This is a genomic window from Anaeromyxobacter terrae, from assembly GCF_022690685.1.
Lineage (GTDB): Bacteria > Myxococcota > Myxococcia > Myxococcales > Anaeromyxobacteraceae > Anaeromyxobacter > Anaeromyxobacter terrae.
On sequence record NZ_JALCYY010000020.1, the window covers coordinates 1 to 19,118 of the forward strand.

At 72.8% G+C, this 19,118-nt stretch carries 17 protein-coding genes and 1 tRNA gene; 9 read left to right on the forward strand and 9 right to left on the reverse strand.

All coding sequences use genetic code 11. The annotated features are described in order from the left end of the window. Window positions 1-403, reverse strand: a 403-nt coding sequence (locus MNY62_RS10875) for a hypothetical protein (protein WP_242344182.1), incomplete at its 3' end; no start/stop codon positions are given. Window positions 404-876: 473 nt separating this feature from the next. Between MNY62_RS10875 and MNY62_RS10880 the strand changes: the two genes are divergently transcribed. The 3 genes from MNY62_RS10880 to MNY62_RS10890 all read left to right on the forward strand — a co-directional run bounded on the left by MNY62_RS10880 (window position 877) and on the right by MNY62_RS10890 (window position 4,136). Beyond that, complete coding sequence (locus MNY62_RS10880) at window positions 877-2,256, forward strand: choice-of-anchor D domain-containing protein (protein ID WP_242344183.1); 1,380 nt, start codon at window positions 877-879, stop codon at window positions 2,254-2,256. 300 nt (window positions 2,257-2,556) lie between these two features. Further along, the gene (locus tag MNY62_RS10885) at window positions 2,557-2,991 is read left to right on the forward strand and encodes a ribosome-binding factor A (protein WP_242344184.1); all 435 of its coding nucleotides are present in this window, start codon (window positions 2,557-2,559) and stop codon (window positions 2,989-2,991) included. Further along, the gene (locus MNY62_RS10890) at window positions 2,979-4,136 is read left to right on the forward strand and encodes an RtcB family protein (protein WP_242344185.1); all 1,158 of its coding nucleotides are present in this window, start codon (window positions 2,979-2,981) and stop codon (window positions 4,134-4,136) included. The genes MNY62_RS10885 and MNY62_RS10890 overlap by 13 nt, the downstream gene beginning before the upstream one ends. A gap of 89 nt (window positions 4,137-4,225) precedes the next feature. On the opposite strand, the gene MNY62_RS10895 is transcribed toward MNY62_RS10890, so the two are convergent. Together MNY62_RS10895 and MNY62_RS10900 are read right to left on the reverse strand one after the other, a co-directional pair. Then, complete coding sequence (locus MNY62_RS10895; RefSeq protein WP_242344186.1) at window positions 4,226-4,846, reverse strand: hypothetical protein; 621 nt, start codon at window positions 4,844-4,846, stop codon at window positions 4,226-4,228. A gap of 3 nt (window positions 4,847-4,849) precedes the next feature. Continuing rightward, entirely contained in the window at window positions 4,850-5,194 is a 345-nt protein-coding gene (locus tag MNY62_RS10900) for a hypothetical protein (RefSeq protein WP_242344187.1), read from the reverse strand. A gap of 138 nt (window positions 5,195-5,332) precedes the next feature. Here MNY62_RS10900 and MNY62_RS10905 point away from each other — a divergent pair, with 138 nt between their 5' ends. Continuing rightward, on the forward strand, window positions 5,333-6,178 hold the full coding sequence (locus MNY62_RS10905) for a hypothetical protein (protein ID WP_242344188.1): 846 nt from the start codon (window positions 5,333-5,335) through the stop codon (window positions 6,176-6,178). A 181-nt stretch (window positions 6,179-6,359) separates the two neighbouring features. Here MNY62_RS10905 and MNY62_RS10910 read toward each other — a convergent pair. From MNY62_RS10910 to MNY62_RS10935, 6 genes are all read right to left on the reverse strand, one after another. Then, a tRNA-Phe gene (locus MNY62_RS10910) sits at window positions 6,360-6,432 on the reverse strand. Between the two features lie 117 nt (window positions 6,433-6,549). Then, window positions 6,550-6,927: a hypothetical protein gene (locus MNY62_RS10915; protein ID WP_242344189.1), complete on the reverse strand. Its 378-nt coding sequence runs from the start codon at window positions 6,925-6,927 to the stop codon at window positions 6,550-6,552. A 294-nt stretch (window positions 6,928-7,221) separates the two neighbouring features. Then, a complete protein-coding gene (locus tag MNY62_RS10920; RefSeq protein WP_242344190.1) occupies window positions 7,222-7,968 on the reverse strand; it encodes an MXAN_5187 C-terminal domain-containing protein in 747 nt (248 codons plus the stop codon). A gap of 44 nt (window positions 7,969-8,012) precedes the next feature. Next, window positions 8,013-9,095: a prolipoprotein diacylglyceryl transferase gene (lgt, locus tag MNY62_RS10925; RefSeq protein ID WP_242344191.1), complete on the reverse strand. Its 1,083-nt coding sequence runs from the start codon at window positions 9,093-9,095 to the stop codon at window positions 8,013-8,015. Window positions 9,096-9,189: 94 nt separating this feature from the next. Then, entirely contained in the window at window positions 9,190-9,822 is a 633-nt protein-coding gene (gene lspA, locus MNY62_RS10930; protein WP_242344192.1) for a signal peptidase II, read from the reverse strand. Then, window positions 9,819-12,662, reverse strand: coding sequence for an isoleucine--tRNA ligase (locus tag MNY62_RS10935; RefSeq protein ID WP_242344193.1), 2,844 nt, complete (start codon window positions 12,660-12,662; stop codon window positions 9,819-9,821). The genes lspA and MNY62_RS10935 overlap by 4 nt, the downstream gene beginning before the upstream one ends. A gap of 119 nt (window positions 12,663-12,781) precedes the next feature. On the opposite strand from MNY62_RS10935, the gene MNY62_RS10940 reads away from it, so the two are divergent. From MNY62_RS10940 to MNY62_RS10960, 5 genes are all read left to right on the forward strand, one after another. After that, window positions 12,782-13,771 (forward strand): RimK family alpha-L-glutamate ligase, encoded by a 990-nt coding sequence (locus MNY62_RS10940; protein ID WP_242344194.1) that lies wholly within the window; start codon window positions 12,782-12,784, stop codon window positions 13,769-13,771. Window positions 13,772-13,859: 88 nt separating this feature from the next. Then, window positions 13,860-14,528 carry a DsbA family oxidoreductase gene (locus MNY62_RS10945; protein ID WP_242344195.1) on the forward strand — a complete coding sequence of 223 codons (669 nt, stop codon included), beginning with the start codon at window positions 13,860-13,862 and terminating at the stop codon, window positions 14,526-14,528. 200 nt (window positions 14,529-14,728) lie between these two features. After that, a complete protein-coding gene (locus tag MNY62_RS10950) occupies window positions 14,729-15,976 on the forward strand; it encodes a glycoside hydrolase family 71/99 protein (RefSeq protein WP_242344254.1) in 1,248 nt (415 codons plus the stop codon). A gap of 164 nt (window positions 15,977-16,140) precedes the next feature. Then, entirely contained in the window at window positions 16,141-18,177 is a 2,037-nt protein-coding gene (locus tag MNY62_RS10955; protein WP_242344196.1) for a heterodisulfide reductase-related iron-sulfur binding cluster, read from the forward strand. A gap of 4 nt (window positions 18,178-18,181) precedes the next feature. Beyond that, window positions 18,182-19,099: an alpha/beta fold hydrolase gene (locus MNY62_RS10960; protein WP_242344197.1), complete on the forward strand. Its 918-nt coding sequence runs from the start codon at window positions 18,182-18,184 to the stop codon at window positions 19,097-19,099. Window positions 19,100-19,118: the final 19 nt, after the last annotated feature.

Consider the following 19,118-nt stretch of genomic DNA (forward strand, 5'->3'; position numbering starts at 1 on the left):
CCGCCGCGACGGGCGGCGCGGGCACCGGCGGCGGCGTGAGCGTCGTGAGCCGCGGGGCGCGGGCGGGCGCGGGGGCAGGGACCGTCTCGCGCGACCAGTGCTGGAGCGCCGTCTCCACCGCCTTCGTCGCCTTCGAGGCGTCGAGCGCGAGGCGCAGGAACGCGTCCGCCCGAAGTGCGATCGCGGACGCGCTGGCCGCACCCTTGACGATGACCGTCTCGAGCCGGGCGAGCCCTGCGGCGTTGCCCGCGGCCGTGAGGGCGCTCATCGCCGCGGCCGTCTGCGCGCTCAAGTCCGCGGCGTCCCGCGTGCCCGGCGTGGAGTCGAGGAGCGCTCCGCGTGCGTCGCCGAGGACGCCACCTTGCACCTCGGGCATGACGCGGAGCTGCTCCGGGAGCGTCATGGGCCGCCTCGCCGCGCGCGCGCGCTGCACCAGGGCCGCGCGCTCCCGTCGCCCGTCGACGTGACGGCATCGCGGGTGAGGACGCGCTCTGGCGACGACGTGAACATCGGTCCCTCGGGTCCGAGTCGAGCCGCGCCACCGGGCGACGGCCTGCGACAAGACGCCGCGATGTTAGGGAGCGCCGTTCGAGCGTGTCAATGCGACGATTCACTACCAGTTTACGTTCGATATCCCGTCGTCCCGCGGTCGCGCGACAGGCTGGAGCGCCACGCTCGCACCCACCCGCCGCAAGGTCGCTGAATTCCACGAGGCGGGTAGGGCGCGCACCCACGACGCCTCACGTCCGCGGACACATCGATCCGTCGCGGCGCGACGGCGGAGGTGCGCGCGAGCTCGCTCGGCATCGCCAAATTCCCTGCGACGAGCTGTCCGGTGATACTGGGCATCTCGCCGCAGCCCCGGAGGAACGCCACGTGCTCCACCCCCATCGCGCCGGACTCATCCTCTTCGTCGCCCTCGCCGCCTGGGCGACCCCGGCGCGCGCGCACCAGGCCTATTACGGCGACTTCTGCGCCGGCTGCCATTCCTCGACCGTGCAGACGTGCAACGGGTGCCACTCGCACGGGACGCACTCGGGCGCGACGAAGAGCGACATCAACCTCGCCGTTGCGCTCGACAAGGGCACCTACGCGCCGGGCGCGACCGTGACGGTGACGATCACCGGCGGCTACCAGTCCGGCTGGTTCCGGGCCCTGCTCCTCGATGCGGGCATGAAGGAGCTCGCCCGCAGCAGCTGTCCGGGAAGCCAGGGCGGCTGCGCGACGACCGGCTACCCCGTGACGCTCACCGCGGCCGCGCCGACGTCGCCCGGCACGTACACGTGGGCGATCGCGTGGTACGGCAACTACGCGCACGAGGGGACCGGGGCCTCGTTCGGCAGCGGCACGTCCTCCACGCTCCGGGCCGGCTACTTCACCGCCGATGCGAGCAACCCCGACCACGGCTACCAGGTCGTGGCGCTGCCCGCCTTCACGGTGAGCGGCGCTGGAGCGCCGGCGATCGGCGTCGCGCCGACGTCGCTCGCGTTCGGCACGGTCAGCGTCGGCGCCTCCGCCACGAAGACCGTCACCCTCACGAGCACCGGGACCGGCACGCTCACCGGGGGCGTCGCCGTCGCGCAGGGGACGAGCTCCGAGTACTCCGTCTCGCCCGCCACCTTCTCGCTCGCGCCGGGCGCGAGCCAGACCGTCACCGTGACGTACGCGCCGGCAGATACGACGAGCGACACCGGCTCGCTCGTGGTGACGAGCGACGACGCCGCGAGGCCGAGCGTCTCGGTCGCGCTGCAAGGGACGGGCACGGCCACGGCGCTGCCGACCGCCGCGCTGTCGCCGGCGTCGCTCGACTTCGGCTCCGTGACCGTCGGCGCGTCGGCGTCGCAGGCCGTTCAGCTCCAGAACACCGGCGTGGCGACACTGACGGTGACGTCCATCGCCCGATGCGGCAGCCCGGCGACGAGCACCGAGTTCGGCTGGACGGCGCTCCCGCAGCCGTTCACGATCGCCGCCGGCCAGAGCGTCACGCTCACCGCGACCTACGCCCCGGCCGACGCCGGCGCGGACACGGGGTGCCTCGTCGTGACGAGCGACGACCTGCAGAACCCCACCCTCGCGCTGAGCGTCCGCGGGAGCGGTACCCAGCCGTCCGGCGGCGCCCCCTCGAGCGGAGGCTGCAGCTCCGGCGCGGGCGGGAGCGCGTCGACGCTGCTCGTCCTCCTCGCGGCGCTCGGGATGCGGGGCGTTGCGTGGCGGCGCCGCGCGAAGAGCTCGAGCACGTCCGCCGCTGGGCGGTGAGCTTGTTGGCAAGACGCTCACCGCATCCGCGCTAGCGGGCGAGTTGCACCAGGACGTCGTGCTTGACGACTCACCTACCGCGCTGTAGATCCCGCGCCGTTCAGGCGGCTTCTGCGCCGGGGAGGTGTCCCATGCCGATTCAGCTCGACGGTGTCCCGGGATGCTCCTCGGAGTGCGCGTAGCCGTTTCCCCGCTCGATCCTCACTGACGGGTCCCGGTGCGCGCGCTCCTCGGAGCGCTGCGTCCAGTGCACGTACACCCGCGCCCTCGCTGGCGAGGGCGCGGCAGGGAACCGTCTTCATGTCCAAGAGAACGCACCGAGCCGGCGCGCGGCCGTCGCGCGCCCAGCAGGCCCCTCTCTACCCAGGAGATCCCGACGCCGATGCCACGGGGCATCGCCAGGAACGACTCGAACGCATCCTTCACGACGAGATTCAGACGCTCATCCGCGACGAGGCCGCCGATCCCGCGCTCGAGGGCGTGAGGCTCGTCTCCGTCCACCTCTCGGTCGACGGCGGGCACGCCCGCATCGGCTACGTCGTCGAGGCGCCCCTCTCGGCCGAGCGCCAGGTCGAGACCGCTTCTCTCGCAGGGCTGGGGCGCGCCGCCGGCTTCCTCCGCGCTCGCCTCGCGTCACTGCTCGATCTCAAACGACTCCCGAAGCTCTCCTTCACGTTCGTGGGCGTTCAGGACCCGGGCGCGAGCTCGTCCGGAGGTGCCCCATGGCACGAGTGATCCCGCCGCCTCCGGGACGCGGGGCCGTCCCGGTTCACGTCTGGAGCCGGGAGCCGCCACCCGCGGCCGTCGCGCAGCTCGAGCGCATTGCTGCGCAGCCGTACGTGGTCGGTCACGTCGCCGGCATGCCTGACCTGCACGTCGCGCACGGTGTGGCCGTCGGCACCGTGTTCGCGACCGAAGGCGTGGTGGTGCCATCCGCGCTGGGCGGCGACCTCGGGTGTGGCGTTGCGGCGGTGCAGCTCGACGTGTCCTCACAGGCACTCGGTCGCCAGGACCTGCAGCGGATCCTGGCGGGCTGGTCTGCTCGCATCCCGGTTGGCGACGCGGTGCACCGCGGGAAGGGAGTGTCCGCACCGCCCGACCTCCCGAACCAGCCGCTCTCGACGAGCTCCCTCGAGCACGCCCGGGAGCGGCTCATGCGCCGCCATCTCGGCACGCTCGGCGGAGGTAACCACTTCGTCGAGCTCGACCGCGACATGGAGGGTCGGATCTGGCTCCTCGTCCACTCTGGCTCGCGTGGCCTCGGATCGGCCATCGGCGCCCACCACCTCAGGGCCGCCGAGGCGTCCGGCGTCGGCGACATCCCCGGCCTGTCGGTGGACTCCGACGCGGGAGGAGCGTGCCTGGCCGACATGAGCTGGGCTCTCGCGTTCGCGTCGGCCAACCGGGAGGCGCTCCTCGCGTCGGCCGTACGGGTCGTCCACGAGGTCACTGGCGCTACACCTGACCCGTCCACCCGGATCGACTGCCATCACAACTTCGCGCGCGAGGAGCATCTCGGGCGCAAGTTGTGGGTCCACCGGAAGGGCGCGATCGCTGCTCCTGCCGGCGCGACGGTGCTCATACCAGGTTCCATGGGCACGGCCTCCTACATCGCCGTGGGACTCGGCGAGCCGACATCGTTCGGGTCGGCGTCGCACGGCGCTGGGAGGGTGATGACGCGGCGGGAGGCTCGCGAGCGTGTCAGTGTCGAACGGCTCGCGCGCTCGATGCGCCGGGTCATCCATGATGAACGACGCGCGCACGGCCTTGTCGAGGAGGCGCCCGAAGCGTACCGGGACATCAAGGAGGTCCTGGAGGACGAGGCGGACCTCGTCCGCCCGGTCCGGCGGCTCGAGCCACGGGTTGTCCTCAAGGGCTAGGAACGCAGCAGGGCTCGGGAGGCGGCGCTCCCGAGCCCTGCACGGGTGAAGGCGAAGTGTTGCTCGCGCTTCGCCAGCGTGAGCTACCACTACCCGCGCCCGGTCAGCATCTTCCAGGCGGCCCAGGCCCCGGTGAAGATCGCGACGTAGAACATCATCACGAGCGTCATCTTCCAGTTGATGATGCCGACCACCAGCAGCGCAGCGAGCATGGCGTACCTGACCCACCGACCGCCAACGCTTCCGTTCCGGGCGATAAGCGCCGCGGCTCCCTCGATCCAGAACGAGGGTGGAGCGACGTCCGGCGTCCCCGAGAGCCTGTGCCCTTCCAGTTGTCGAGCCGTCGCGATGAGCGACGGGACGGCGACCGTAAAGCTGATCATGCCAAGCAGAGCGGCGACCGACGGGCCAAGCATCTCCCGGTCGTTCAGCATGAGGATCGCGACCATCACGCAGGCAGGCAGCCCTACCGGCCACATGACGAAGAAGTTGAAGGCGAGAAGGGCGCGCAGGCTCCGGCGCACGTCCCTCTCACGCTTCCCCATGTCGGAAGTGTCCGGCTTGTCGAGGCGGAGGCGCCTTCGGGACCAGCGCCATCCGAGGTAGGCGCCGCCCCAGACCGCCGTCAGGCCGACGAAGACGACCGCCAGCGGGACCCATCGCATCGCTCGATTGAACCCGCAGTCGTACAGATCTGCAAGCTCAGCCACGTCCTACTCAACCCGGCGAGGGAGATCGAGTTCATCACCAAGGCACAGGCCAGCGAGGTCATCGGCGAGATGTCGAACGGCGGGCTGCACAACCGCCGCGCGGGACCGACGGCGGAAACCCTCCCGCACTCGGTCAGCGGATGCCGCGACGAACACCGCGAGCGCCATCATCGCGACGGGAAAGACCGCCAGCGTCAGACGCATCAGCGCGAACGCTGCGGCCGTTGCCGTCCCAACGCGGGCAACTCCCACCACCGCCACCGACCGTTCGCTGGTCGGGGCCACCACCGGCGGCGACGACCTGCCGAGGGAAACGCGTCGCGCTCCTCCCGAGATGCAGCGAACCACGTCTCTCGTCCGAGAGCGCCTGTTCGCTTGCGCGTCGCGCACACCGGGCGTGCGTGGCGCACAGCGGGTGAACTCGGTTGCCCGCTCGCGCGTGTGAAGGTGCTAGCCTTTCGGAGCATTCTTCCGGCGGAGGCCCCCATGTCCACGCGCCCGTTCGCTCTCGTGCTGGTCGCCGCGCTCGCGTCGTGCAGCGGTCCGAGCGCACCTTCTTCGCCGTCCGGCCCGTCCGACGGCGAGCCGAACGACACCTTGGAGACCGCGACGCCGCTCGCGGCGGGGTCCCCGTTTCACGCGACCTTCTCTCCCGAGCCTGACGTGGACTTCTACGTGTTCACCGTGCCGGAGGGAGGTCGGTGGGTTCACCTCCAGACGTCCGATCCGGATGCCTACTCGGGCTGTGACCAGGCCCGGACGATGGTCGAGCTCCTGGCGTCGGACGGAACGCGGCTCGCGCTGGCCTACGACCTCGTCCCCGCGCCCTGCGTGGACATGCTGTGGTGGGAGCCCGCGGGGACGTACTACGTCCGCATCATCCACCTGGAAGACACGGGAGACCTCGACTACGACCTCCTGCTCACCTTCACGACCGGAACCGAAGGGACGGCGGTGGAGGCCGAGCCGAACGACTCGATGAACGCGCCGATGGGCCCCATCGCAGCAGACGCGGTGATCTCGGCGACGTTCTCGACGCGGTACGACGAGGACTACTACGCGATCTCGAACGCGACGGGCTCGTGGCAAACCGTGTCCGTCGCGTGGTTCGTGGGCGCGGTGGGGTACTGTCCCATTCCCGAGGCCTCGATGGATCTGCTGTTGCCGAGCGGCGTCAGCGTCTGGACCGACACGTACGAGTGGGTTCACGGGTGCGAGAGGCCCGTCTACCGCTTCGCTCCGGGCACGACGTACTACCTCCGCATGCTGGCGTCGAACGACCCGTTCATCGAGACGATCTTTCCGTACCTGGTCGAGGTCGACTTCCGGTGACGCGAGCCGGAGGAACGGCGTCGCGTGATCGGCTGCGAAATGAAGGGGCTGCCCGGCGGCCACGAGCGGTCTGGACCCGCCGCCTCGCGACCGGCGCGTCCGCAGCCGTCGGCGCGACGAAGACAGCGAGGCCCCGAGGACTTCGCAGTCCACGGGGCCTCTGATGTTCGAGCGCGGTGAGTGCCTGGGGGCGGAATCGAACCACCGACACGGGGATTTTCAGTCCCCTGCTCTACCGACTGAGCTACCCAGGCGAACGGTCCGCGGGAGGCCGGGGGGCCGCCGCGGGGTAGCGTTCTACGATCGACCGGGGCCGGAAGGCAAATCGAAAACGCGGACGGCGCCGGCGCGCCCTCCGGGCGGTGCGCGCGCTACTCCGAGCGGTCGGCGCGGGCGGCGGGCGACGGCTCGCCCAGCGGCACGGCGCGCGCGGCGACGCGCGAGTTGTGCAAGGACGAGCGCGCCTGGCGCAGGGCGGGCGGCGGCGGCGTCATCCGGCGGGCGATGTCCTCGGCGTGCTGCTCCAGCGAGGCGCAGGCGATGGCGGTCACGCCCTCGTGCCGCTCGCGCATCTCCCGCCAGAAGCGGACGCGCGCCTGGTTCACGACGAGCCGGTCCTCGAGGTGATCGAAGGTCGCCTCGAGCGTGCGCCGCTCGGCGAGGAGCCGCGCGCGCTCCACCTCGAGCTCCCTCGACGGCCCGCAGGCGGCCCCGAGGGAAACGGCGGCGAGAAGCGCGAGCGTTCTCAAGCGGACCTCCCTCCAAGGGCCACCGGGCGTCGCGCCTCGGTCCGCTCGAACGTCTCCACGCAGGCGCCCGGACACATCCTCCGCGCGAGACGGACCCGGGTGAGGACGGCACGCGGAACCCCGCCTCGCCTCGGCGGAAAAACCGCTCGGGCCGTGCCGCCCGGGTCCCTCCCGGTTGGAGGGGAGCCCCGGAATCGACGACCCCGGCGACGGGCGCGCGGCCGCGCGAGCGCCGCGCGCGATCGTTGGCCCTGCAACGAACGAAGCGGCGACGGTGCGGCCCCACCTCCCGGCCTACACCTTGGGGACCGCCTTCAGCACGGCGCGCCCGTCCTTCACCTCGACCCTGAAGTCGACGGACTTCGCCTTGAAGCGCGTCATGAGCTCGGGGACCTGCTTCGCGACGGTCTTCGCGACCGCCTCGTAGGTGAGGCGCGAGACGTCCTCGTTGCACTGCTTCTTCGCGGCGACGTAGGCGTCGTAGAGCGCCCGGAGCTGCGCCTCCCCGACGCCGCCCGGCGCCGGGGTGCGCGAGGGCGCGGGCGTCTGCGCGGGCCGCGCGGACGTCGCCGTCGGGCTCGCGGGCGGGGCCGGCTCCGTTGCCGCGGCAGCGGCCCCGTCCACCGCGCTCTTCCCGCCGGCCTCCCGCGCGCGGAGTCGCGCCTTGAAGAGATCGCGCTTGTAGGTCCCCTCCTCCCGCTCGCGCGCGCTCCGCAGCCAGAGCCGCTCGTAGGAGAGGTAGCGCGCGTGGAGCGCCTGGATGCGGAAGCGGAGCGCGGCGTTGCGCGTGAACGTGCCCTTCACCCGGGCGATGCTGCGCTTCAGCTCCTCGCGCCAGGGCGCCGGCTCGCGTCGCTCGATGCCGAGGAAGTACTGCTCGTAGCGGGCCTTGAGGGTCTCGAGCTCCTCCTCGAGCTCCTGCACCGCCACGGCGAGCTCGTCCTTGCCACGGCGGGACCTGGAGAGCGGATCCTCGGAGGCCGGCGCGCCCTTCGCGAGCGGAGCTCCGGGGCGCGCGGGCGGCTTCGGCGGGACGGGCACGCGCGGAGTCTATCGGCCGCGCGCGGAGGCGATCAACGTTCCCGCTACGGCGCACCCGCCGCGGCGACGGCGGGGCGCTCCTTGCGCGCACCCACCCACACCGCGACGCCCACCGCGAGGATCAGGAACGAGGTCCACTGGCCCGCGCCGAGGCCGAGGTACACGCCGCGCTCGACGTCGCCGCGGAAGAGCTCGACGACCGTGCGGAGCACCGCGTAGGCGAGGAGCCAGCTCGCGAGCACCTGCCCGTGGAAGCGCTTGCGGGGCCGGAGGACGAAGGCGAGCACGAGGAACAGGGCGAGCTCGCCGAACGCCTCGTAGAGCTGGGTGGGGTGGAGCGGGAGCGTGGTCGCCCCGCCCGCCGCGAGGAAGTGCGCCGGGTCCGGGCGGTCGAGGAAGGTCCGGTACGCCATCGACTCGGGCGGGAAGCGCACCGCCCACGGCAGCGACGCGTCGGCGAGCCCGCCCCAGCAGCATCCCGCGAAGAAGCAGCCGAGCCGGCCGAGGAAGTGGCCGAACGCGACCGAGGGGATGAGCGTGTCGGCGTAGGCGAGGAACGGCATCCGGTGCCGGCGCATGTAGAGCGCGGCGGCGACCACCGCGCCGATGAAGCCGCCGTAGAAGACGAGGCCGCCCTCCCAGATGGCGAGGACGCGCGGGATCCGCCCGATGGGCGACGCGACGAGGGCGCTGCCCGGGCCGAAGTAGTCGCCGAAGTTCACGAGGATGAAGTAGACGCGGCTCCCGGCGAGCGCGGCGACGAGCACCCAGAACGCGAGGTCGGCGATCCGCTCGGCGTCCTGCCCCACGCGGCGCGCCTCGCGCTGCGCGAGCCAGATCCCGATGACGAACGCCGCGGCGATGAGGAGACCGTAGGCGTGGACGGGGAGCCGGAGCTCCCGGTCGAGCACGCCCGCGCGCCAGAGGACGACCACGGCGGCGGCGAGCGCGGCGCTCGAGAGCGCGTCGGCGCGGAAGGCCCGTGCGGCCGAGAGCGGCTCGTCCGCGCGCCGCGCCGCGCGGAGCCGCGACGCCGCGCGCCCGATGACTGCGATGACGAGCACCGCCAGGGCGACGAGCTTGCCGAGGCCCTCGGGGACGACGAGGTGCAGGAGGATGGGGTGCATTCGGATGCCTCGTCGGAGCAGGGAGCGGGCGGAGGATCTGACGCCGGGCTGACCCCGGGCGCCGGAGGGCGCGCCGGGGATCGGCCGGCCGCGCCTAGCCGCCGCTGGACGCGCGCCGGTCGCCCTCGGCGGGCGTGCTCGCCTGGGCCGCCTTGCCGGCGCCGGGGTGGAGCACCAGCATCGCGACGCCCACCACGATGAGCGAGTCGGCGACGTTGAAGGTCGGCCAGCGGATGTCCGGCCGGTTCCACCAGTACCACTCGACGAAGTCGATCACGTACCCGCGGGCCAGCCGGTCGAGGAAGTTCCCCACCGCGCCCGAGAGCACGAGCGCCAGCGCGAGCTGGAGGTAGCGCTGCTCGGGGCGCAGCTTCCGGTAGTAGTAGAGGATGAAGGCGACCGCGCCGAGCGAGACGAGCGTGAAGAAGCCGTTGCGGAAGCGCTCGGAGTGGCCGCGGAACAGCCCCCACGCCGCGCCCGGGTTCTCGACGTAGTTCATGCGCCAGACCGGCCGCCACACGTAGTACGGCTCCGTCGAGATCGCCTCGAGGTGCTCGTGGTCGAGGAACCCCGCCACCCGCTCGCCGAGCGTCTGCGCGCCGGTCCGCTCGAACAGCGTCGTGAGCCGCTCGACGGCGAGGTACTTCGTCCACTGGTCGACGGCGACGAGCGAGACGAAGAGGAGGGCGAGGAGCGCCCACTTGGAGAACGGCCGGTTCGCGCTCATCGCAGGGCGCTCGCGCACTTGCCGCAGAGGGTGGGGTGGGCCGGATCGACGCCGCGGTCGTCGGCGTAGATCCAGCACCGCTCGCACTTCTCGCCCGGCGCGCGCTCGACGTCGACGCCCGAGGGGCCGTCGGCGAGCGTCACCTTCGAGACGATGAAGAGGGTCGGCAGCTCCGCCTTCGCCTCCTCGAGGAGGGCGCGCGTCTCGCCCTCCGCGCGGATCGTCACCGCGGCCTCGAGGCTCTTCCCGATGAGCCCCGCCCGCCGCGCCTCCTCGAGCTTCTTCTGCACCATCGCGCGGACCTCGAAGAGCTTCCCGTAGCGGGCCTCGAGGGCGTCCGCGTCGGCCGGCCGCGCGCGGGTCGGGAGCCCGGCGAGGAACACGCTCTCGGCGGGCCTCCCCGGCAGGTGACCCCACGCCTCGCTCGCGGTGAACGACAGCACCGGCGCGAGGAGCCGGAGCACGTCCTGGCAGACGAGCCAGAGCGCCGTCTGCGCCGAGCGGCGGGGCTTCCCGTCCTTCTTCCAGGTGTAGAGCCGGTCCTTGATGATGTCGAAGTAGAGGGAGGAGAGGTCCACCGCGCAGAGCTGCATGGTCGCGTGGTAGGCGAGGTGGAACTCGTAGTTCTCGTACGCCGCCTTCACCTTCTCGTCCCAGGCGGCGAGCTTCGCGAGGGCCCAGCGGTCGAGCGGCTCGAGCTCCTCGACCGGCACCGCGTCGCGGGCCGGGTCGAAGCCGTCGAGCGCGCCGAGCATGTAGCGCACGGTGTTTCGGATCTTGGTGTAGCCCTCGGCGAGGCCGGCCACGATCTCGTTCGAGATGCGCACGTCGTCGCGGTAGTCGGCGGCAGACACCCACAGGCGCAGGATGTCCGCGCCGTACTTCTTGATGATCTCCTCGGGCGCGACGGTGTTCCCGAGGCTCTTCGACATGGCCTTGCCGTGGCCGTCGAGGACGAAGCCGTGGGTGAGCACGCCGCGGTAGGGGGCCTGGCCGCGGATCGCGACGGACGTGAGGAGCGAGGAGTGGAACCAGCCGCGGTGCTGGTCCGAGCCCTCGAGGTAGAGGTCCACGGGCACGCCGAAGCCGCGCTTCTCCGCCACCGCCGCCCACGACACGCCCGAGTCCCACCACACGTCGAGGATGTCCTGCTCGCGGCGGAACTCGGCCTTCCCGCACTTCGGGCACCTGTCGCCCTGGGTGAAGTCGGCCGGGGCGTGGCGGTACCACGCCTCGATGCCCTCCGCCTCGAACGCCTGGGCGACTCGCCCCATCACCGCGGGCGAGACGAGCGGCTCGGCGCAGCCCTCGCAGTAGAAGACCGGGATCGGCACGCCCCAGGTGCGCTGCCGGGACAGGCACCAGTCCGGGCGGTTCTCGATCATCCCGTAGATGCGCTCCCGTCCCCAGCGCGGGATCCACTGCACGCGGTCGATCGCGGCGAGCGTCCGCTTGCGCAGCCCGTCGTGCTCGAGCGAGAGGAACCACTGGTCCGTCGCGCGGAAGACCACCGGGTTGTGGCAGCGCCAGCAGTGCGGGTAGCTGTGGCGGAGCGAGGCCTTGGGGTCCGAGAGGAGGTGTCCAGAGGCCTGGAGGTCCGCCACGATCTCGGCGTTCGCCTCGAAGATCTTCTTGCCGGCGTACTTGCCGGCCTCTTCGGTGAAGCGGCCGGCGCCGTCCACCGGGTTCAGCACCTCGAGCCCGTAGGCGAGGCCGACCTGGTAGTCCTCCGCGCCGTGCCCGGGCGCGGTGTGCACGAGGCCGGTGCCGGCCTCGAGGGTCACGTGCTCGCCGAGGATCACCGGCGACTCGCGGTCCATGAACGGGTGGCGGTAGATGAGCCCCTCGAGCGCCTTCCCGTCGAGGTAGGCGAGGATCCGCTCCGGGTGCACGAGGTGCGCGCTCGGCACGAGCCCGCCCCCGCCCGTCGCCGCGGCGTGCGCGTCGGGGGAGTGCGCGACCGGCACGTCCTTCACGAGGAGCTCGTCCGGCGCGCAGTCGGCGAGGAAGCGGGTGAGGAGGTCCTTCGCGACGACCAGCACCTGCCCGTGGAGCTCGTAGGCGACGTAGGTGAAGTCCGGGTGCGCCGCCACGGCGAGGTTCGCCGGGAGCGTCCAGGGCGTCGTGGTCCAGATGACGAGGCGCGCCTTCTTTCCGGCGAGCTTCGCCTCGGGGAGCGGGGAGACGAGGTCGAAGGCGACGTAGATCGAGGGCGAGGTGTGGTCCTCGTACTCGACCTCCGCCTCGGCGAGCGCGGTGCGGTCGGTGATGCACCAGTAGACCGGCTTCTTGCCGCGGAAGAGGAAGCCCTTCTCCGCGGCGCGCGCGAAGGTCCGGACGATCTCCGCCTCGTAGCCCTTCGACATGGTGGTGTACGGGTCGTCCCAGCGGCCGAAGACGCCGAGCCGCTTGAACGACTCGCGCTGCCGATCGATCCACTTCCGCGCGTAGGCGCGGCAGGCCTCGATGATCTGGGCGCGATCCATGTCGCGCTTCTTCGGCCCGAGCTCCTTGTCCACCTTGAGCTCGATGGGGAGCCCGTGGCAGTCCCAGCCCGGCACGTAGTCCGCCACCTCGCCCTTGAGGTTGCGGTACTTCACCACCACGTCCTTCAGGATCTTGTTGAGCGCGTGGCCGATGTGGATGTCGCCGTTCGCGTAGGGCGGCCCGTCGTGGAGGACGAAGCGCTTCGCGCCCGGCCGCTCCGCGTTCGAGGCGACGAGGCGCTGGAAGATCGCCTGCTCCTCCCAGCCGCGCAGGATCTCCGGCTCCCGCTGCGGCAGGTTCGCCTTCATCGGAAACGCGGTCTTCGGGAGGTTGACGGTGTCCTTGTAGTCCACGAGCATTTTCCTCTGGGAAACCAGGGGTTCTAGCAGCGCGGCGGCACTTCTTCAACGAACCGCTTCGCCCGGGCGCTCCATTGCGGGCCGGGCGACACGCCGCTAACCTTCCCCGCCTCATGCCGCCCCCCCGCAGGAACGGAGCGCGACCCCGCGCGCGCCGCCGTCGCGCGACCGCTTCGGGAGAGGGGCTCGGCGTGGCCATCCTCTCACGCAACGCGAAGCTCTACTCGACCCGCCGGCTCGTGGAGGCGGCGCTCGCGCTCGGGCACTCCCCGCGCGTGCTCGACACGCTCCGCTGCAACATGGTGCTCGGCCGCGACCGGCCGCGGATCTTCTACGCGGGCGAGGAGGTCCTCGCGACCGACCTCCACGTCGTCATCCCGCGCATCGGCGCGTCGATCACCGGCTACGGCCTGTCGGTCGTGAACCAGTTCGACATGATGGGCGTGCCGGTCCTCAACAACTCGATCCCCATCGCCCGCTCGCGCGACAAGCTCCGCGCGCTGCAGCTCCTCTCGCGCTTCGGGATCGACATCCCGCGCACGGTGATGTGCCGCTACCGCGACGAGGTCCCCCAGGCGGTGGAGATGGTGGGCGGGCTCCCCTGCATCATCAAGCTCATCCAGGGGACGCAGGGCGTGGGCGTCATGATCGCCCACACCTCCGCCGAGGTGGAGGGCATGCTCGACACGCTCTGGACGCTCGGTCAGGAGATCCTCCTGCAGGAGCTCGTCGTCGAGTCGCGCGGCAAGGACGTGCGAGCGCTCGTGGTGGGCGACCGGGTGGTGGCCGCCATGCGGCGCACCGCGCGCGCGGGCGAGTTCCGCTCCAACATCCACCGCGGCGGCGTCGCGGAGGCGGTCGAGCTCGACCGCGAGTTCGCCGAGGTCGCGGTGAAGGCCGCCCGCGTCATGGGGCTCGAGGTCGCCGGCGTCGACATGCTCGAGGCGCGCACCGGCCCGAAGATCATGGAGGTGAACTCCTCCCCCGGCTTCGAGGGGCTCGAGGCCGCCACCGGCGTGGACATCGCCACCGCCTACGTGTCGCACGCCATCGAGTACGGCCACGCCCGCCACTCCGGCTACGCCGGCGGCCACCTCGTGTGAGTGGAGGTGAGGAACGGGCAGGCGAGCAGGCCAGCCCGCGGACGCCCCTTCACCAAACCAGATCACCACATCTAGAATCCGCGCACCCGTGCCACCTCGAACCCCGCCCGTCGAGCCCATCCCGCTCGTGCTGTACGAGGATCCGCTCTCTCCCTGGTGCCTCGTCGCCGAGAAGCGCATCGCCGCCGCGCTCTCGGACCTCGAGCGCACCTACGAGCCGCTCCGCCACGAGCCGTTCCCGCTGCGCCTCGAGCCGCGCGCCATGTCGCGCACCGAGCGTGAGCGGCTCGCGCGCGCCGCGCGCCGCGCCGCGAAGGAGCCGGAGGCGCAGGGCATCACGCCCGACCTGTGGCTCTCGCAGGATCCGCCGCTCTCGTCCATCCCGCCGCTCGCGGCGCTCGCCGCGGCGCGGCTGCAGGGCGTCGGGCGCGAGGAGGCGCTCCGCACCGCGCTCCGGCAGGCGGCCCTCTTCCGCGGCGTGAACGTGTCGCGCCGGGACGTGCTCTACGAGCTCGCCGGGTGCGCCGGCCTCGACGTCTCCCGCTTCGCCAGCGCGCTCTCGACCCCGTGGACCGAGCGGCGCGTGCGCGCGTGCTACGAGGAGGCGGTGGATCGGGGCGTCGAGGTCGCGCCCGCGCTCGTCGTGGGCGAGGAGTGGCTCGTCGCCGGCCCGCGCTCCATCGACGAGTACCGCGAGATCCTGGAGCGGTACGCGCGGGTGCGCCACGGCATCCCCATGGCGCGCGTCATTCACTGAGCGTTTCGAAGAGTGTGCCCGCGCCCGTGCGCGGCGGGCACGCCCACATCCCCCTCGCCGCGCTTCCACGTGCATTTGCGCCGCGATCTCGCCCGGCACGCGCGTTGCGTTTACGCTCGCCGCGGGGTCCGCGAGGCGCCCCGGTGAATGCGGACGCCCGTCGCGCGTCGATCGAGCGAGCCCTCGCGAAGGAGTCCCCGATGAAGCGCCTCCTCCTCGTCGCCGTCACCGCCCTCGCCTCGGGGTGCATCGTCCCCGCCGTGGAGAGCCGGACGGTCTACTCGCCCCCGCCCATGCCGGCTCCAGCGCCGCCCCGCGCCCAGGTGGTCTGGTACGACGGCCAGCACTTCGTGCCCGAGGCGTTCGGCGGCGGCTGGTGCTACGCGGAGGGACCGCACCGCCACGACTACGCCCCCGAGCGCCTCGACGACTACGACGTCTACGACGGGGCCTACTCCTACCGCGGTCCGTACGTGTTCTCGTACTACGGCGGTCACCCGGTGCCCGGCCGCGGCTGGTGCTACGCGCGCGGTCCTCACACGCACGAGTACCTCCCGCCCGACGGGCCGGACTTCGCGTGGAACCGGGGGCGCGGCTACGTCTTCCGCGGCGGGTGGCGTCCGAACCGCCCGCCGCCGCAGAACTACTGGCCGACGGTCGCGCCGGCCCGGCGCCCGGCGCCGCGTCCGGCTCCGGCCTACGACGATCGCCGTCCCGCCTACCCCGACTACGGTGAGGCGCGCCCGGCGCCGCGCCCCGGCTACCCCGACACCCGCCCGGCGCCGCGCCCGGCTCCCTATCCCTCGCCTTCGTACCCGCCCCCGCGACCCGCGCCGGCTCCGGCTCCCGCCCCCGCGCCCGCTCCGACCTATCCCCCGTACCCGCCGCCGGATCGCCCCGGTCACTCCGACGACGCCCCCGGTCACGGCAACCTCCCGCCCGGCCACGGCGGCACGCCGCCCGGTCACGCCTCCCCGTCGCCGGCTCCCTATCCGCAGACGCCACCTCCTGCGCCGTACCCGACCCCGGATCGGCCCGGCCGCGACGACGCCCCCGGCCACGGCAACCTTCCGCCGGGCCACGGCGGCACGCCGCCCGGCCAGGCCACCCCGTCGCCGACGTACCCGCAGACGCCGAGCCGTTACCCGCCGGCGAGCCGGCCCGGACGCGGCGACGATGACCGCGACCACGGCACGCCGCCCGGTCGCGCCGCCCCGCCCGCGCCGACGCAGCCGCCGCCCTCCGCGCCCGCGCCTTCCTCGCCCGGCAACAGCGGCGCCGCCCCCGGCCACGGCGGGACGCCGCCCGGCCAGGCCACGCCCGCACCCGCCCCGAACGGCCGTCCGGATCGCGCCGGTCCCCGCGGCAACGGCAACGGCAAGGGTCAGGGTGGCGAGAAGAAGAACGACGACGACGAGAACAACGGGCGCGGCAACGGCCGGCGCTGAGGCCGTCCCGGCGCTTCCCGCCCTGCGGCGGTGAAGTGCGAGAACACCCGGAGGCCGCCCGTCCGCGGGCGGCCTCTTCGCGTCTCGGCGCGCCGCCTTTCCGCCCCGGCCGTGACCTCTGCGGCAACTTGCCGGGCCCGGTCGGGGTGATAGCGTGCCGCGTCATGAGCCCCCTCCTCACGGCCGCGATGCTCGTCTTCGCGCTCGCGTTCTTCGCGTTCACGATGCTCCGGAGGCTCGCGCCGCTCCTCGCGCTCCGGCGCGACGACCGGATCTCGCGGACCGGCGAGCGGCTCGCGACGCTGCTGCGCTACGGCCTCGGCCAGAAGCGGCTCGTCGATCCGGAGGAGCGCGGTCCCGGCCTCCTCCACGTCGTCATCTTCGCGGCGTTCCTCGTGCTCGCGCTCCGCACGGTGACGCTCTTCGGGATGGGCTTCGCGGAGGGGTTCCACCTGCCGCTCCTCGCGCCCGAGGCCCCGCTCGGCCTCGTCTACGGCTTCGTGAAGGACCTCGTCGTGCTCGCGGCGCTCGTCGGCGTCGCGGGCTTCCTCTGGCGGCGGCTCGTCACGAAGCCGGACCGGGTGACGCTCTCGACCGAGGGCGTCGTGATCCTGCTCTTCATCGCCGGCCTCATGGTGACGGACCTCCTGTTCGAGGGGGCGGAGCTCCTCGCGCGCGGCGCGCCCGGCTCCGCGTGGGGACCGGCCGGCGCGCTCGGCCGCGCGCTCCTCGCGCCGCTCGCGCCCGGCCAGGCGCAGGCGCTCGGCGCCCTCGCCTTCTGGCTGCACCTCGCCATCATCCTCCTGTTCCTGAACGTGCTCCCGTTCGGGAAGCACTTCCACATCATCACCGGCCTGCCGAACGTGTTCTTCGCGCGGCTTCCCCCGGCTGTCGCGCTCCGCAAGCTCGAGCTCGAGGCGGAGGACGCGAGCTTCGGGACCGCGACGGTGAAGGACCTGTCGTGGAAGGAGGCGTGGGACGTCTACAGCTGCACCGAGTGCGGCCGCTGCCAGACGCACTGCCCGACCTACGTCACCGGCAAGCCGCTCTCGCACAAGGAGGTGAACCGGTCGATCCGGCACCACCTCGGCGAGGTCGCCCCCCAGCTCACCGCCGCGGCCCGCGCGAAGGATCCGGCCGCTCGCGAGGCCGCGCTCGGCGCGCTCCCGCCCATCACCTCGGTCATCCCCCCGGAGACGTTCTGGGCCTGCACCACCTGCGGCTGGTGCGAGACCGCCTGCCCGGTGCTCATCGAGAACATCCCGCGCCTCGTGGACATGCGCCGGCAGCAGGTGCTCGTCGAGTCTGCCTTCCCGGACGAGGCGGCGCGCGTGTTCAAGGGGATCGAGACGCAGGGGAACCCCTGGGGCATCGGCTCGAACAAGCGCACCGAGTGGTGCGAGGACCTCGACGTGCCGCGCGCCGCGGCCGGCGAGCCGTTCGAGTACCTGTTCTTCGTGGGCTGCGCGGGTGCGTTCGACGACCGCCAGAAGAAGGTCTCACGGGCGATCGTGCGGATCCTCCGCGAGGCGAAGGTCTCGTTCGCCATCCTCGGCGAGGAGGAGACCTGCAACGGCGAGGCGGCCCGCCGGCTCGGCAACGAGTACCTGTTCCAGCTGCAGGCCCAGGCGAACGTCGACACGCTGAACGGCTACGGCGTGAAGAAGATCCTCGTCCAGTGCCCGCACTGCCTCAACACCATCAAGAACGAGCTGCCGCAGTTCGGCGGCCGCTACGAGGTCGTGCACCACGCCGAGCTCATCGCGAAGCTGGTCGCCGAGGGGAAGCTCACGCCCGGAGCGGCGGAGGGGCTGGGGCCCGTCACCTTCCACGATCCGTGCTACCTCGCCCGCTGGAACGGCGTCACCGAGGCGCCCCGCGAGGCGCTCGGCGCGGTCGCGGGCGTGAAGCTCGTCGAGATGGAGCGCAACCGGCGGCAAGGCTTCTGCTGCGGCGCGGGCGGTGGCCGCTTCTGGCTCGAGGAGAAGCTCGGCACGCGGGTGAACCAGAACCGGGTGGACGAGGCGGCGCGGACGCTCGGCGAGACGGGCGGCGTCATCGCCACCGGCTGCCCGTTCTGCCTCACCATGATGAAGGACGGCGTGAACGAGACCGGCCGCGAGGAGAAGCTCAAGGTCATGGACGTCGCCGAGATCGTCGCGCTCGGGCTCCCCGCCGCACGCGCGCCGCGCGAAGGGTAGGGGGATGGTGGAGCGGCTCCCGGCCCCGCCGCTCCCGCCCTTCCTCGCCCGGGCGCTCCCCTTCGAGCGCTCGACGGTCGCCGCGGGCGGGCTCGCCCTCCACGTCGTTGAGTCGGGCCCCGCCGGCGCGCCCACCGTCGTGCTCCTCCACGGGAACCCGACCTGGAGCTTTCTCTGGCGCGAGGTGGCCCTCCTGCTCCGGGACGCGCCGCTCCGGCTGGTGATGCCCGACCTCCCCGGCCTCGGTCTCTCCGAGAAGCCGCGCGACCCGCGCTTCCACACGCTCGAGAACCACGCCCGCGTGATGGGCGCCCTCCTCGACGCCGTGGCGCCCGGCCGCTTCGTCCTCGTCGTGCACGACTGGGGCGGCCCCATCGGCCTCGCCGCGCTCGCCGCTCGGCCGGGCCGGCTCGCCGGCCTCGTCGTCACCAACACCGGCGTGGGCCCGCCGCGCCCGGGCGCGCGCAAGACCGCGTTCCACCGGCTCGCGAACCTGCCCGTCCTCCCCGCGCTCCTCTTCCGGCTCCTCGGCTTCCCGCAGAACGCGCTCCACCTCGCCCAGGCCGACCGCCGCTCGATCCGCGGCGACGTCGCGCGCGGCTACCGCTGGCCGCTCCGCCGCCTCCGCGATCGCGTCGCGCCCCTCGCGCTCGCCCGCATGGTCCCGCTCCGCCCCGATCACCCCTCCGTCTCGGGCCTCGAGCGCGCGCTCGCCGTCGCGAGCGCGTTCGACGGCCCGGCCGCGATCGTGTGGGGCGAGCGCGATCCGGTGCTCGGCCGCGCGCTCCGCGGGGTCGCCTCGGCGCTCCCCCAGGCGAGCGTGACGCGCCTCCCCGCCGGCCACTACCCGCAGGAGGAGGCGCCCGGCCCGATCGCCGACGCCATCCGCGACGTCGCGCGCCGCGCGGGCTTCCTCTGCTGAGAGAGCGTGAAGGAACCGC

Excerpts from the sequence above, each read along its gene's own strand:
- lgt (WP_242344191.1), bottom strand. The coding sequence starts at position 9,095 with ATGCACCCCATCCTCCTGCACCTCGTCGTCCCCGAGGGCCTCGGCAAG.
- MNY62_RS10890 (WP_242344185.1), top strand. The coding sequence starts at position 2,979 with ATGGCACGAGTGATCCCGCCGCCTCCGGGACGCGGGGCCGTCCCGGTT.
- lspA (WP_242344192.1), bottom strand. The coding sequence starts at position 9,822 with ATGAGCGCGAACCGGCCGTTCTCCAAGTGGGCGCTCCTCGCCCTCCTC.
- MNY62_RS10885 (WP_242344184.1), top strand. The coding sequence starts at position 2,557 with ATGTCCAAGAGAACGCACCGAGCCGGCGCGCGGCCGTCGCGCGCCCAG.
- MNY62_RS10940 (WP_242344194.1), top strand. The coding sequence starts at position 12,782 with ATGCCGCCCCCCCGCAGGAACGGAGCGCGACCCCGCGCGCGCCGCCGT.
- MNY62_RS10950 (WP_242344254.1), top strand. The coding sequence starts at position 14,729 with ATGAAGCGCCTCCTCCTCGTCGCCGTCACCGCCCTCGCCTCGGGGTGC.
- MNY62_RS10905 (WP_242344188.1), top strand. The coding sequence starts at position 5,333 with ATGTCCACGCGCCCGTTCGCTCTCGTGCTGGTCGCCGCGCTCGCGTCG.
- MNY62_RS10955 (WP_242344196.1), top strand. The coding sequence starts at position 16,141 with ATGAGCCCCCTCCTCACGGCCGCGATGCTCGTCTTCGCGCTCGCGTTC.
- MNY62_RS10960 (WP_242344197.1), top strand. The coding sequence starts at position 18,182 with ATGGTGGAGCGGCTCCCGGCCCCGCCGCTCCCGCCCTTCCTCGCCCGG.